The 13,948-nt window shown below is 64.5% G+C and carries 16 protein-coding genes; 1 reads left to right on the top strand and 15 read right to left on the bottom strand.

Annotated elements, in window-relative coordinates; all coding sequences use genetic code 11:
* Positions 1-751 precede the first annotated feature (751 nt).
* From O1A05_RS12245 to O1A05_RS15770, 13 genes are all read right to left on the bottom strand, one after another.
* On the bottom strand, positions 752-4,102 hold the full coding sequence (locus tag O1A05_RS12245; protein ID WP_270105484.1) for a phage tail tape measure protein: 3,351 nt from the start codon (positions 4,100-4,102) through the stop codon (positions 752-754).
* Between the two features lie 18 nt (positions 4,103-4,120).
* Positions 4,121-4,288, bottom strand: coding sequence for a hypothetical protein (locus O1A05_RS12240; RefSeq protein ID WP_270105483.1), 168 nt, complete (start codon positions 4,286-4,288; stop codon positions 4,121-4,123).
* Between the two features lie 212 nt (positions 4,289-4,500).
* On the bottom strand, positions 4,501-5,076 hold the full coding sequence (locus tag O1A05_RS12235; protein ID WP_270105482.1) for a hypothetical protein: 576 nt from the start codon (positions 5,074-5,076) through the stop codon (positions 4,501-4,503).
* 100 nt (positions 5,077-5,176) lie between these two features.
* Positions 5,177-5,743 carry a phage tail tube protein gene (locus tag O1A05_RS12230; RefSeq protein WP_270105481.1) on the bottom strand — a complete coding sequence of 189 codons (567 nt, stop codon included), beginning with the start codon at positions 5,741-5,743 and terminating at the stop codon, positions 5,177-5,179.
* Positions 5,743-5,946 carry a hypothetical protein gene (locus O1A05_RS12225; protein ID WP_270105480.1) on the bottom strand — a complete coding sequence of 68 codons (204 nt, stop codon included), beginning with the start codon at positions 5,944-5,946 and terminating at the stop codon, positions 5,743-5,745. Before O1A05_RS12225 ends, O1A05_RS12230 begins: the two co-directional genes overlap by 1 nt.
* 10 nt (positions 5,947-5,956) lie before the next feature.
* The gene (locus tag O1A05_RS12220; RefSeq protein ID WP_270105479.1) at positions 5,957-6,397 is read right to left on the bottom strand and encodes a hypothetical protein; all 441 of its coding nucleotides are present in this window, start codon (positions 6,395-6,397) and stop codon (positions 5,957-5,959) included.
* A gap of 2 nt (positions 6,398-6,399) precedes the next feature.
* A complete protein-coding gene (locus O1A05_RS12215) occupies positions 6,400-6,741 on the bottom strand; it encodes an HK97-gp10 family putative phage morphogenesis protein (RefSeq protein WP_270105478.1) in 342 nt (113 codons plus the stop codon).
* A gap of 8 nt (positions 6,742-6,749) precedes the next feature.
* The gene (locus O1A05_RS12210) at positions 6,750-7,187 is read right to left on the bottom strand and encodes a DUF6093 family protein (protein ID WP_270105477.1); all 438 of its coding nucleotides are present in this window, start codon (positions 7,185-7,187) and stop codon (positions 6,750-6,752) included.
* Positions 7,178-7,558, bottom strand: coding sequence for a hypothetical protein (locus O1A05_RS12205; RefSeq protein ID WP_270105476.1), 381 nt, complete (start codon positions 7,556-7,558; stop codon positions 7,178-7,180). The genes O1A05_RS12210 and O1A05_RS12205 overlap by 10 nt, the downstream gene beginning before the upstream one ends.
* A gap of 100 nt (positions 7,559-7,658) precedes the next feature.
* Positions 7,659-8,738, bottom strand: coding sequence for a phage major capsid protein (locus tag O1A05_RS12200; RefSeq protein ID WP_270105475.1), 1,080 nt, complete (start codon positions 8,736-8,738; stop codon positions 7,659-7,661).
* Between the two features lie 19 nt (positions 8,739-8,757).
* Complete coding sequence (locus O1A05_RS12195; protein WP_270105474.1) at positions 8,758-9,108, bottom strand: DUF2190 family protein; 351 nt, start codon at positions 9,106-9,108, stop codon at positions 8,758-8,760.
* A 2-nt stretch (positions 9,109-9,110) separates the two neighbouring features.
* Complete coding sequence (locus O1A05_RS12190; RefSeq protein ID WP_270105473.1) at positions 9,111-10,082, bottom strand: hypothetical protein; 972 nt, start codon at positions 10,080-10,082, stop codon at positions 9,111-9,113.
* A 59-nt stretch (positions 10,083-10,141) separates the two neighbouring features.
* Positions 10,142-10,819 (bottom strand): HNH endonuclease signature motif containing protein, encoded by a 678-nt coding sequence (locus O1A05_RS15770; protein ID WP_442867636.1) that lies wholly within the window; start codon positions 10,817-10,819, stop codon positions 10,142-10,144.
* Between O1A05_RS15770 and O1A05_RS12185 the strand changes: the two genes are divergently transcribed.
* On the top strand, positions 10,788-10,961 hold the full coding sequence (locus O1A05_RS12185; RefSeq protein WP_270105472.1) for a hypothetical protein: 174 nt from the start codon (positions 10,788-10,790) through the stop codon (positions 10,959-10,961). The two genes, O1A05_RS15770 and O1A05_RS12185, sit on opposite strands and share 32 nt — an antisense overlap.
* Positions 10,962-11,300: 339 nt before the next feature.
* On the opposite strand, the gene O1A05_RS12180 is transcribed toward O1A05_RS12185, so the two are convergent.
* A complete protein-coding gene (locus tag O1A05_RS12180; RefSeq protein WP_270105471.1) occupies positions 11,301-12,341 on the bottom strand; it encodes a phage minor head protein in 1,041 nt (346 codons plus the stop codon).
* A gap of 11 nt (positions 12,342-12,352) precedes the next feature.
* Positions 12,353-13,948 (bottom strand): hypothetical protein, encoded by a 1,596-nt coding sequence (locus O1A05_RS12175; protein WP_270105470.1) that lies wholly within the window; start codon positions 13,946-13,948, stop codon positions 12,353-12,355.

Below are 13,948 nucleotides of genomic sequence, written 5' to 3'. Positions count from 1 at the left end.
GTCACAGAGCCCGCAACATGCCGAGGCGAGCGACCACCACCACGAAGAATCGCCGTCATCTCCCGACCATCCAAAGTCACCGACTGGTCATGAGCGAGACTGCCCCGATAGCCCGCCTCAAACCCATCAGCCCACACACGCGGATTCGTGCACGGGCCCTGGAAACGGACTCGCACCACAGCCGGACGGTCACCGGCGTTCACAACCGATCCGGCACGAGGCTCGCCCGACACTGTGGACACCAGTGGGAACTCAAACGGGGTCAACCAGCCATCCGTGGACGAAGCAGCCACCACATTCACGCGGGTCGTAGACTCCGACGACCGATAATGCAGCGGGTCTAATTGCTCGAATTGCAGGTCAATCTGGCCGCGACCCAACGCAGCCTGCCAATCAGCCCGAGGCCCAGTAAAACGACCCGGACGACCATAGACCCGATACCAAGTGCCGCCATGGTCAGTGGAATACTCCAGGGCCACCAGCTCACCCGGCCCTGACAAATCCTCCCGCCACGCCCGCTCCAGATGCTCAGCAGACGCCAACACCTCCGCCGTTGACCCCTCTCGGATCGACAGCCCGAAATTCCAGACAGCAGAGCGCGCAAAATCTCGACCAGCAGCGACACCCGACCGCCCCAACCGAGCTGTACGATCCGTGTCAAACTCCATCGTCGGGGGCTCATAATCCGCGATATACAGGCTGTCGTCGCGTTCGCACCCAATCTCAATACCGGCGAATCTAATGTGCATTACTAAGCCCTTCCCGCCTTGCGCTGGGCATGATCGAATGCTGACACGATCTCTCCGACGCCAGCACCCTGCGGCACCTGCATGGTGACGTTCAAGACACTGCCGCCATTAGAGGCGATGACCTTGCCGAGCCTGTCGTAGTCAATGCTCGCCCCGCTCGAATACGAGGCCACAGCTTGCGCCGCCGACCACTGCCGGCCAACACTGCCCCCGGACTCGTAAGCGGCCAGGTGCTGGATGGCTGGGTGGTCTTGGTTGATCAGATCCAGTGCGCGGTCGTATTTCCGGGCATTCTCTTCCCGGATCACCCATTCGCCGTCATCAACTCGCGCGGTGGGCAGGCCGTGGGAGCCGATTCCCAGGATCATGTCTGTTCCCAGGCCCGTATAGGGGAGACGGCCGCCGGTAGCGCGGCGGGGCAGGCGGCCACCGGTGGCGCGGTTGAACTCGGGGCGGAGGATCCCGCGCCCACCCGAGGGTGCCGGAATATTCAGTGTGGTCTTCAACAGGTTCTGACGCACCGTCTGAGTGATCGTCGATGTGCGGTCACGAGCCGTGTGGTTCAGCTGGGATTCAGCCTGTGCCGTGTTCGCGTCGGCGTGCACGGTGGCCTTGCCGTCCTTGATGCCGTCAATGTCCTTCTGCACACCCCACACGGTGCCGTTGTCGTCGACGAGCACGGTCCGGTTCACGCCGTTGATGTTCTCGATACGCTCCTGGACCCGGTGCGTGGTGCCGTTGTCGTCGACCACCACCAGCTCGGTCTTGCCGGTCACCTGGTTGATCTGCTCTTGTACTTCACCCGCGGTCCCGTCCTCGGTGACCACTACGTCGACTTTCTTCCAGTCGGTGATCTCATCGACCGCGGTACCGGTGGCGGTGGCGATCTCCATGGCCGCCGTAGACATCCACGATTCGATGTCCACGCCGGGCGGGATGCCGAGGATTTGCCCGGCGAGTTCGGCGGCCTGGTCCCCGGTCATGCCCATGCCCTCGGCGGTGGTGACGAGGGTGTCGTAGGTGTCCTGGAGGGTGCCCTGCAGCTCATGGTTGGTGGCTCCGGCCTCAGCCTGCGCGGTGGCGAGAGCCCACCCGGAGTCCGCCAGGTCGAGGAAGGCGGCCTGGTTGGCGCGCCCCTTCTCGGTGGTCACGTCCAGGGTGTTTCCGTTTTCTTTCAGGGACTCGGTGAGCCCGTCCATGGACGCCTCAAAGTCGGCGGTGGCCTGCATCTCACTGCGGTTGATCTGGCCGAGCAGGGTGAGTGCGGCGATAATGTCATCCAGGGATGCGGCGGCGTCCTCCGCCGAGTCACCCAGGTCATCCATGCCACCGGCAGCAGCCTCGGCCCCGTCGCCCGCCTCTGGGCCAGCAATTGCGACCTCGCCCATGGCTACGGCCAAGAGCTCCTGTTGGGTCAGGCTCTCCCCGGCCGCGTTCGCGGTGTTGAGGATCGCGTCACGGTACGCGGGCATGGCGTTCAGGGCGTCCTCGGCGCTATAGCCTGCCTCCTCGAAAGCTCCGGCCAGCTCGCGGAACATCTCGGACGCTTGTTCTGTTTGACCACCGGCGAACATGTCAGCCATGGCGGTACCAATATCAGCGAAACGCCCCTCCAAAACCTGCATCTCGGATTCAACACCGATAATCCCGGCCGCCCAGCCGTCGAGACCGTCTATCCAGTCCTTATTCATGACCCGGTCGATAGCCTCACCGATGGTGTCCACGCCGGTGGATACACCAAGGTACTCGTCGTAGTTACCGAAAAGGTTGTCGAGGTTGATCTCGTCGGCGGCCTGTGACATTTCCAGTAGACGGTTGGTGATCGTTTGGACGGTGTCGCCGTTCTTATCCGAGATAACCTCGTCGAGGATTCGGAGCCCGGCGATAGCGATCGCGGCCACACCCGCGGCAATACCCAGGTTTTTGATGAACCCGGCGGTGCGGGGGAAACGTTGGTTCGCCTTGGCGATCTTGGGGAGGAGTCGACCGAACGCGTCTACGGTGTCCATGACGCGGGGTGCCACCAGCAGGAGCCCGCCAGCGGCGGCGAGGCCGACACCTGCCACACCGGACAGGGCGGTGATAGCACCAGTGACTGGGGCGGGCAGGTCAGCGAACCAACCGGCAACGTCGGCGATAGTGTCCGCCACGTCAGCGATCACCGGGAGGATCACAGAGCCCGCGTTGATGGCGGCGTCCTTGATGTTGTTCCAGGCGATAGCGATCTTCGACTCGGCGGTCTCATACCGGAGCTCGGCCTCAGCGGCCAGCGCCGTGTTGTTGGCCCATTCCTCCGAGCCCATGGCGAGCGCGTCGGTGAGCACACCAGAAGCAGAAGCGAGGGACAGCATGGTCGCGGATTCGCGGATGCCCCTCACGCCCAGGTCGCCCAGGATGGCGTTCACGTCGCCACCAGCGGCCGCAGTCTCACCCAGTCCCTGGGAGAGAATCTGCATGGCCTCAGCGGGGCGCTCCTGCCACTTAGCGGCGAAATCTTCGGCACTGACACCGGCGGCGTCAGCCCACCCGATCAGGCTGTCCCCGCCCTCGCGGACGGCGGCGTCAATCTTCCGCATCACCATGGAAATGGCGGTACCACCAGCTTCAGCGTTGATGCCCACCGACGACATGGCGGTTGCCATGGCCAGGGTGTCAGCCTCGGTCATGTTGAGGATCCGGCCCACCGGTGCGATGCGCTGCGCCATGTCCACGATTTCTTTCTCCGTGGTGGCGAAGTTGTTACCCAGGCCGACGATGGTGGAGCCGAGCCGGTCAGCGTCGGAGAAGGCCGTTCCCATGACGTTGGAGAACCGGGCCAGGGCGGTGGCTGCCTCGTCAGCGGAGAGGTTCGTGGTCTCGCCCAGGTCGATCATGACCCGGGAGAAGGACGCCACATCGTCCACGCCGACACCGAGCTGACCGGCCGCTTCGGCGGTGGCCGCGATCTCGGTGTGGGTGGCGGGAAGGGTGCGCGCGAGTTCGCGGAGGTCGCCCTCGAGCTGTTCCATTTGGGCTGCGGTGCCGTCGTTGGTTTTCTGCACCCCGGCCCAGTCGGACTGCCAGTCCATCGCGAATTTTGCGCTGGCTCCAGCGACCGCGGTGATCCCGGCGCCGACCACGGTGAGCCCGGTGCCCACGGTCTGCATGTCCGCGGAATTGTCGCGGATGGCCTGTCCCATGCGGGTCCACCCGGAGGTGGACTTGTTCGCGTCGTCGCCTAGCTTCTTCGTGGATTGGCCGGTCTTGTCGGCGGCGTCGCCCAGCTTGTTGGTGGCCTTCTCGGCCTCACCCATCGCCTTGATGTACCCGGAGGCGTCCGCCTCAAATTTGGCGCGCACCGTGTTCTCGGCCATGACCACCTCCAGGTGTTGTTATTCGGTTGGGGAGAGCCCCTGTTTTTCGAGCCACCAGTCAGGCGCGGACGCCACCGTGGCACTGTCCTGTGCGCTGGTGGCGGGCACCGGGTACGCCTGGGTGCCGTGCGGGATGTCCTTGGTCTGCTCCCGCCACTGGCCCAGGGCTTGGGTGACACCACACACCCGGGTCTCGACCTGATAGCTGGTGGTGGAGCAGGTCTCCCTTGGTTGCCCACAGTCGGGGCAGAGCAGGTCTTGGTAGATGGTCCAGGCGTGTGTGAGCAGGTGATCTTGTGGGGTCCATGACCCGTCACCACCGACCCAGGCGGACGGGGGCCGCTGCCATTGGATGGCGGTGCGGATGAGTGCCCGGGTGGTGGCGGCGTGCTCTTTGGTCAGGACCGTCGCGAGAAAGGCGCGGTGACCTCGGGCTTGCTGTAGGTGGCGGTGGACCAGGCGTTCATGATCTTGATCATTTGGCCTTCACCGATGGTGTTGTGGAAGGCTGCCCACTGGTCGGCGGTGAGTTTCACCCCGCCTGGGAATTCGACGGCGTCGGCGAGGATCCGGTAGTCCCGGAGCGGGTCACCGTTTTTGACGCCCACACCGGCCTTGTCGATTTCGGGGCCAAGGCTGGCGTACACGGTGAGGGTGACGCTGGTGGCTTTGATGCGTTCTGATAGTTCGGCTCCGCGGGCCTCCAGGTCGGACACGTCGACCGTGCTGGCCTCACCGACGGCCAGGTCAGCCTTGACGTCGTCATCGTTCGCCGCCTTGTTGTGGAGTTCGCGGCGAGCCCACTCGTCTTTCAGCTCCTGGATTTCGGCTACCAGTGCCGGGTCGTGGCGTTGCACGGTCACTGTTTCGCGGCGCCGGTGCTTCTTCTCCCCGACCGGGGTGAGCCAGTCTGCGATGTCGAAAGTGTCCGGGTCCGGGGTGTGAGTCTCGGTGGTTTCAGGCGTGTCAGTCACGGGGTGCTCCTAACGTGATCATGGGGCGGGATGGGGTTGTGGGGGTGGCCGCACCGCACCCCATGAAACGGTGCGGCCACCCGGTCTTGAGGGGTCAGGGTCAGCCCTGACCACCACCGGTGCCGGCGGCGACCACACCGTTCTGCTCGGCCTCCTTGACGGTCACCGGGTGGGTGGCCTTGATGTAGCCAGCCACCTGGTCGGCGGACTTCTGCCAGTTGTCGACCTCGATCCGGTAGGCGGTGTATTCGTCACCTGCGGCGAATGGCTCGTCCCACTTCTTGTTGCTATGGCGCTCCACCCAGACAGCCGGGGTTCCCTTCACCTTGAGGGCCTGGAAGACGGCGTCGCCTTCCGGGTCAGCTCGGCCCGGCTCGTCGACGTCGAAGAACCGGAAGGACTCGATGGTGCCTTCGTAGTTGGAGGCGCCGAACGTCTGAGTGTTCGCTTCCTCACAGATGGCGGCTTCGTTGATCGTCTCGGAGCCGGTGGCGCTGATCCGGGTGTTGGCCTGGGTGGTACGGCAGGACGCGTCAATCACGGACGCGCCGTTCAGCTGCTCGGGGGTGAGCCCCTGCAGGTTGGCGACGGGTTCGGTGATGAGCACGACGCGACGGTTCTGTTCGGCGAGGCTGCGCGGGGGGAGTTGGGCGAGAGTGGTAGCCATTACTTGGCCTCCTTCTTAGGAATGTTGTTCGGTGTTGGTTCCTCCACCCGCTGCGTGGTGGTGGCCTTTTTCGCTTTCGCGGATGGGGCAAGTTCGAGGTTGGGGTTCATGGCGACGAGGTGGGCGGGCCACCGGAACACCTCACGATTTGGGTCGTTCTTCCGGTAGGCGCGCACGTAGCCGTCCTGGGTGTGCTGAGACATGGTTGGCTCCTTAGAGTCGTGTGATTTGGGTCCACCAGTCGGTGGGCATGTAGTGGCGGGCTGGCCGTATGTCCGGATCGACCAGGGGGCGGACACTGTTCTGCTGCTCCACGTCTGGGCGGATGATGCCGTCACCCACAGGGCACCCGGTGAGTTGGGGGCGTATGTCGTCGAGTACCCGGAGCACGGTGGTCGGGTCGTGGGCGACCGCTGTGATCGTGAATCGCACGTGCTGCCCGGTCAGGTCGGGGCCGCCGGCCACGGGTTCGTCGTCGATGGCGGTGCCAGGTGAGGGCCACACGACCAGGTAGGGGCGGGGGAGCCCGTTACTGTCGGGGATGGTGGGGTGGCTGTCGGGGACGTGTCCCAGGTAGACGATGGCGCGGGTGCCGACAGCGGCGCGGAGGATCGTGTCGATGTGCGTGTATAGGTCTGCGGACCGGACCGGCATGCTCATTCACCGCCGATCTGTTCGAGTGCTGCCAGCCAGGCCGGGGTCATGGATTCCTGGGCGGGGCGGATGCTGGGGCGGGGCGCCATCCGGGACGTGCCGTGCTCGAGGTAGACGGCGTAATCGGCCCCGGCTGTCACGGTTCCTGTGACGGTGGTGGTGGTAGCGCTGGTGGTGCCGGTGATTGCGGACCGGTGAAACCCGGTGTCCACGGGGGCGCGGCGGCGCGCATCAGATTTCGTGTCCGCCACGGTTTTGATCGTCACGGCCTTGATTCGTGCGACCGCTTGCTGGCCCCGGGCACGGAATGTGCCAGCGTGGGCGCGGATCTCAGAACCAGACACGAGGCCTCCTAGCTGTTGGTGAGGTCGTCCACGCAAGTGAGGTCCCGCTCCCACAGGAGGGTCCCGTGCTGCACGTTGAGCACCCGGAGCGGGCGCCCGAGAAGGTGAGGGTCGCCGTCGTGGCCGTCGGCGTATCCGGTGACAGTGACCACCGGGCCGGCGTCCGTGATCGTCAGATTGGGCACCTGGTCGAGGGGGAGAGTGACCAGGTACTGGCGGGTGTCCACGAGCTGCCCGGCGGCGTCGGCTCGGGCCTCCCGTTTAAGCTCCTGCACCCGGCACGGCACATCCGCTACCAGGGTTTCGCCTGGGGCGAGCTCCCCGGTCTCGTAGTCGTACCCGCCGGCAGGGCCAGTCAGCGTGCAGATGCCGGTCATGGTGGAGTTGGCGACCGGACGGTGGTGAGCGGCCCAACCTTCGGGGATCACAGGCAGGTTCAGAACCATTCGATGCCCCCGTACACGCGCCGCTCCTCAGCCTCACGGCGCCGCCCCACCTCGTCTGCCACGTAAGCGGCGAAGTAGGTTTCGCCCGCCTCCGTATCAGCCTGAGCCTTGTAATAGTCCGCGAGCTTCATCAGCGACGCGGCCACGGCAGGCCCGTCGGTACTGAGGTCCTGAGTGGTGATCTTCTTCGACAGCAGCGCCTCAGACATGGCAATCGTGAGAAGCGCCTTATGGGTCGCCCAGTTCGAGGACCCGTCCCGCTCGTCCAACCAGATCTTGAGGGTGTCGTCGTCAATCAGGTGAGTGGACTCGTCGGCCGGGTTCTCACCCAGGTTCGCCCGGATCAGGCGTAGCTCGGTCGCATAATCCACGGCCACCACCTCCAAGAGAGTCTTTGGGGCGCACGAAGGGCGCTGGCCCGCTATATGACCAGCGCCCCACGCGCGTATTCAGTTATGAGATAGAAGGGGGTCAGCCGCCGTTGGAGGCGTACGTGCCTTCCTTGAAACCGGGGTCAATACCCCAGATGTCACGGCCGCGCCACCAGATGGTGTCGTCGTTGAAGGACCCCTGGTCGACGGGGACCTCGCCACCGCCCACGTAGGAGCCCTGGTCCTTCTTCACCCGGATGTCCAGGCCTTCCAGGCCTTCCACCTGGGTGCGGATCAGGGACGGCAGATCAGACGTGTTCGACTTCAGCAGAGCCCACGCGTTCTGGTTACCGAGACGGTCGGCCAGGGTGTCAGACTGCAGGCGGTGTGCGATCTTCCCATTCAGCGGGTTCGCCTGGGTGGTGACGATGGTCTCGTCATTGGCGCCCGGGCGGCGCACCTCCTCCGTGGTCGGGTTCAGCAGGGCGTCCACGGTGTCGACGAGGCCGTCACCGTAAACGAGGACCAGCTGGTCGCCGCCCACACGATCACCGCGGTGGTTCTTCCGCTCCCGCACCTTCTTCACAGCGGCCAGCAGAGACTCACGGGACAGGGCCACGTTCTCCACTTCCTGGAAGAAGGATGACTGCCAGGCGCCCGCCTGGGTGAGGAGCAGCCCGGTGACGGCGTTCTTCTGTCCGCGCACCGAACCGTTCGCCAGGTAGCGGGGGAAATCCGCGAGCTGAGAGAACAGTCCGTTGATGCGCAGCTCGAAGGTCAGGCCGTAGGTGCGGCCATGCTTCTTGGCACGGTGGAGCAGCTTCTCGATGTACTGCAGGGTGCCAGCCTTGTACTCCTCGCCCTCCTTGACTTCCTCGAACGCGTCCCCGGACCACAGGTCGACCAGCTTGTGGTCGTTGAAGTCGTTGACCTTCATGTCGAACAGGACGGGCTCGAACTCGTTGGTGATGTTCTGGGCGATGGCCAGGGCCTGCAGGGTGAAACCCTTGGCTAGCAGGGCGGTGAAGTCGCTGGTGGTGAATGCCTCCAGCAGTCGGGCGCGGGCGGTGAAGTTCTGTGCGGCCTTGCCCTCCTTGAAGAGCTTCACCGCTTCCAGTACCCGCTCGTTTTCGGTGGGTGCGGCGCGGAATCCTTCGCGCGCCAGATCAATGGTGCTCATTGAAGTGTTCCTCTCTCTGTCAGGCGCCGGACCCGGCGGGGGTGGGGGTGATGATTCCTGCGGGGGCGACCTCTGCCACCCCGGTGCCGGTGCCCTTGGGGGCCGCGGCGACGCCGAAGAAGTTGTCGCCTGCGGTGGCGGTCAGGGTGTTGTTGGCGGCCACGTAGACGGCCTGCCCCTCGGTGAGGGCGCCGGAAACCTCCAGGTCGTAGGAGCCGTTGAGCCAGATCGTGACTCGTTCGCCCTCGACTGCCGTGGTCTGGGCGACGCCGGCGATCTGACCGACACGGACCGGTTCACCGGATTCGATGTCGCGTGGAGCGACCACGGTGATGTGTTCAAAGTGGGTGTAGCGCTGGTTCGTTGCCATGGTCAGGCCTTCTCTCCGAGCTCGGCGAGGATGTCCTCGCTGGTGACAGTCTTGGACTCGGTTGCGGTGCTACCGCCTCCGAGGTTGGGGGTGCCCGCGTCCTGGGCGGCGACGGCGGCCGCCTCAGTGACCTGCTCGGTGAATGCGGCGTGGTCGTAGTCAGCGGACTCGGCTGCACGGTCAGCGGCGGCCAGGTAGAACGCGGGGGCGTCCTTCCCGAAAGCCTCACGCACCGCGTTGCGGGCCTGCTCCTGACGTGCTTCCAGGGCGGCCTTCTCGGCGGCCTCCCGTAGCGTCTTGTTCTCTGCTGCCAGCTGGTCGCGTTCGGCGGCCAGTTCCTTGTTGGTGGCCTCCAGCGCGGCGGCCCGGCTGTTGGCCTCCTCGGCCCGGTTCAGGGCCTCGGTGATGTTGGTGTCAGCCATAATGGCCTCCTCCTCTTCTCGGGGTGCCCCAGCCGGGACTGGCGGGGGATTCTGTTCCTGGATGCGCTGTGCGGCCTCCAGGACGGCTTCTACGCGCCCGCCCCGTCCTGCGACGGTGACGAAGTCTGCGCGATTGAATGGGTCAGGGATGATGCGTTCAATGACGCGGCCGTTCTCGCTCTCGGAAACCTCAGCGACGGCACTAATGGACACACCGATGAACTCGCCGAAGTCATCAATGAACGAGCGCCACTGAGATCCGACTCTCGCCTCGGCAATGAGAGCACCGTCCTCGTAGCGGGCATCCTCTGTGAGAACTCCGACCAGGTTTCGCAGTGACCCTTCTGGACGTTCCATAGTGTCGGCCGCCGTGGAGTGATCCAGGTGCATTTGGGTGCCCCGGGAGAATGCCCGGTCCTGGGCCGCCTGCTCGAGTACGGCGGCGGAGTAGAAACCCGTCGACCCCTGGCCTTCGTCGATAATCCGCACCTTGATGCGGCCGGGGCTGGACTGTGAGACGGTCCCGGTGACCTCTCTGACTGTGGTCTGCATAGCACTCCTCCGGGCATAGAGAAGGCCCCGCCGTAGCAGGGCCTTTCGTTCGTTATCGGTTATTCGCTGCGATACCTCATGCGATGGCATTCACGGCAGACTCGCCAACCTTGTTTCTGGATATAGGTGTTGGCCGGGGTGTACCCATGGCCCTTTGGGCAGTGAGTCTTACGGGCGTTTTGCGCGGCTGGCCCTTCGCCTCGCATCGCGTTCACGCCAGCGGCGACGGGCTCCAGATGCTCGGGGTTGATGCACTGCACGTTTCGGCAGAGATGATCCAATGTGAGACCGTGAGGGATGGGGCCGACTTGCTCCTCGTAGGAGATCCTGTGGGCGAGGCGTCCAGTGTTGTTGACACTGATTATTCCGTAGCCCTCGCGGTTAGTTGCTCCAGTCCATTGCCAGCACCCGTTGTCTAGCTTCAGGTGCGACTTGAGTAGTCGTGTGGCGATAGGTGCGCCCAGAGATTTGAGCGGTTTCTCTATTCCGTCTGCGCCATTCTTTGCCCACCTCGTGTAGTGGGTGGCGCAGTATCCGCGTGCACGGTGAGGCTTTTCGCATCCTTCAATTGAGCAGGTACGCTTTGTGGTAGCCAAAGCAACTCCTAAGTCAGTTGTGGCGGTTAGGCCCGCGCTGAGGTTGCACCCTCTGCGTGGGCCGTTGTTGTAGGTCCAAGTATATCCGATGAGGCTATAGGCTGGTCTGATGGAGACGAACGCGGCGGGCGAGGGGTGCACCCCTGATGGGCACCAGTACCGTGTCGTCGGCGTGGATCTGAAAAGGTTCGGCGGGGCGATGACTCTGGAATGCCGGATCTGCGGTGAGCTGGTGTTCTCACCGGCCGAGAATTACCGGCGGCACATGCTCGACGGCGACTAGCTCGCATGTCATACTGGATGACATGGATACACTACAGCCGGAAGATTCTTTGACAGCCGACATTGCCGCTCGGATCGTATCTCTCCGAGAGAGGGACAACCTGAGTGGCCAATACGTAGCAGATACCTTGACTCAGGCGGGATACAAGATGCTGCGCACGACTTTGGCGAATTTGGAGCGTGGACTACGGAAATCTGTCAGCGCGGCGGAACTTGTTGCCTTCTGCCAATTGTTCAAAGTCCCATTGGAGTACCTGGTCCATGGGACGGGTCTCTGTGAGCATTGCCAGAACAACCCGCCATCGGGTTTTCGTTGCGAGTCATGCGGGCGGATCGGGGACTAGTCCTGCAGGTCTTTGAGCGGGGTCTCGATATAGTGATCCATCCACTCCGGGTTTCGTCTCAGCGTTGACATATCCGACCAGCTGATGTCCCCGTTACGGAGAAGGTCGGCGCGTGCCTTACCAAGCGTTCGATCCTGTGCTTCCGGGGTCAGGTTTTCCCACCAGTCATCTCTCTCAGCAGCGAGGTCCATGTCCGGTTCCTCAATGCCAGTGAACCCGAGTTCCGCCCAGCTCTTCGTCTTGTCCACGAAGACGCAACGCCCTTGTGGATGATCCTCGGGCCCGTAGGCGTCGACCGGCCATTCGGTGCCGTGTTGGGCGAGGCAACTCGAGCAAGTCCGCGCATCCAGTGTTGAGAGCCAGATCCGCGCCGTGATGAGATTGCGATTCTTCAGCGCCGTGTCTTGGTCGGCGATGCGGTGAGCTGTCAACATCTCTGTGCGTGCGATGCGGGTTGCCCGGACTAGGCCACCGTTGAAGGCTCCTTCGGTGCGGCGTAGCATCCGGCGTGCCACCACGTTGGGGTTTGACCCCACCGTGATCCCCCGGATGAGTTCGGCACGGACGGCGGCTGCAGCGGAAGCGGAGAGGCCCACGGCGGCGGAGGTGATCTGTTGTGTGGTGCGAGCCACGATGGCGTCCAGGGCTTCGTCATCCAGGCGACCCAACAGTGCGCCGGGCGCCTCCGGTGGAAGCTGAGACTGCAGGGACGTGTACCGGGTGTTCACGGCGTCCAGGACAGCGTCTCCAACGTCCACGGTGACCCGTGTGCCTGTGTAGACTTCCAGCTCGTCCAACGCCTGCCGTGATCGGGTGAGCGCCTGCGTGAGCCGCTGGTCACGTGCCAACACGCTGGCGGGGATGGCGCCGTCCGCGGTGCTGAGCAGCCGGGCCAGGGCGTCCTCGAACTCAGGGGCCAGCGTGTCCCAGGACTCTATCCACGCCCGGGTGAGGTCCACGACCTGCTGGTCGGTGAGGGCCACGGTGCGGTCGCGGGAGGCACGTACCAGGCGCACCAGATCAGGGGTGATCGTCACGGGTCACCGCCTTACAGGATGGTGGACGGGTCGCCGCCTCGCCGGAGCAGGTCAGCCGCGGACTGGCCGGCAGCCCCTGCTGCGGTGGCGTAGGGGTCCACCCAGTTGCCGTCGTCGTCGGTCACCTGGTCAAGGATCCCGGTGGGGTCTTCGTACCCGAATGCGGCGAGGATCAGCTTCAGCGTCTCCAACGGCGGGAGCTTGTTGGTTGCGTCAGCCTTGCTGATCGCTTCCATCATGCCGTCGGTGTTGATGTCTTCCAGCTCAGCCATGGTGATCTCCACGGCCGGGTCTGTCTTGTCAACGAAAACGGAGACCTGCCGGTCGTCGCGTTGCTCGATACGGCCCTTCAACGGCCCGCGGGGTGCCCGTACGGCGGCCTCCACAGCGAACGCGCACGCGGCACGCAAGTATTTGGCGTGCACCTGTTGGCGGGCCTGCATCTCCAAACGCTGGGGCCGGTCCAAGGTCTCAGCCACAGCGCGGGCGCCCTCTTGGCCCGGGTCTGCGGTGAGGATCGTGACCGTCACACCCAGCGCAGAGGCCACCATGGACGCCACCGGACGACCGGAGTTCGCGTCGAACCGGGCGCCCTGGGTGGAGGGGGCCTGCAGCTCCATCGTCCCGTAAGCGGTGCCACCGGCCTGACCCTGGTAAGCGTCAGCGGCGGCCCGCGCCATCTGGGATTTCCCGCCCTTGTCCTGCATGTGCCAGGCAATCCGGGACAGCGCCCGCATCAGGCGGGTCCAGTCCTCCAGGAACTCCTTGTAAGCGCGCGCCCACGGCATGGCGGCGGCACCATCACCGACACCCCAGGTGCGTTCACGTCCGGCGGCGTTGACCTTCAGGTGGTAGACGGCCGCACCAGTCCCGTACCCCGGGTACCGTTTGCCCGGCCACAGGATCGGCTTTCCCTCCAGGGTGCGGATCTCGTTCACTGGCTGGTGAGACAGTGCCGGATACCAGGCGGCCTTCTGGACGGGCTGCGAGTCGCCGGGTAGTTGCTCCGTCCATTCGCGCAGGTAGAACCACGGCACGAGGTCGTCGCCGGGTTTCTTGTAGATGCGGGTGACCTGGTCGAACATGATCTGTCGCACCTGCACGGCCCCGGTCATCGGGTTCACCCAGTGCCCGTAGAACACGTTCCCATCATCGAACAGGTCGTTCTCGCGGGCCAGGTGAGCATCATGCCCGAACACGGACTCCTGGTTACGCTCATCACCGATGAACGCCTCCACCACGGCGGCCACATTCTGGTGGCCTTCGTCCTCGCCTTTGTCACGGGCGGCGATGGTGATCCCATCACCCACCACGTACCCGGCCCGCACCACCTTGCCCCGCTTCATCAGCGGGTTCATGGTGGAGAACGCGCGCACCAAGTTAGCCTGCGCGAGCAGCTGACCGCGGTCGACGGTGCCGGCGGCAAGGGACGCCCACCCCTGGTCTTCGGCCTGCAGGCGGCGCAGCGTTGCGGCTGTCGCTTCCTCGAGGCGCAGCTCCAGGGTTTCGAGGGTGCCGTTATCGACCAGGGTTTTCCCTTCCGGGATTGCGGCCTCGGTGGAGGTGGTGTCATTACCCAGGATCCAGTCAGTGAGACGTCCCATCAT

Origin of the sequence: Citricoccus sp. NR2, assembly GCF_027594385.1 — a bacterium.
GTDB lineage: Bacteria > Actinomycetota > Actinomycetes > Actinomycetales > Micrococcaceae > CmP2.
Note: the sequence above shows the minus strand (reverse complement) of the source record. Positions and strands in the feature narration are given on the sequence as shown.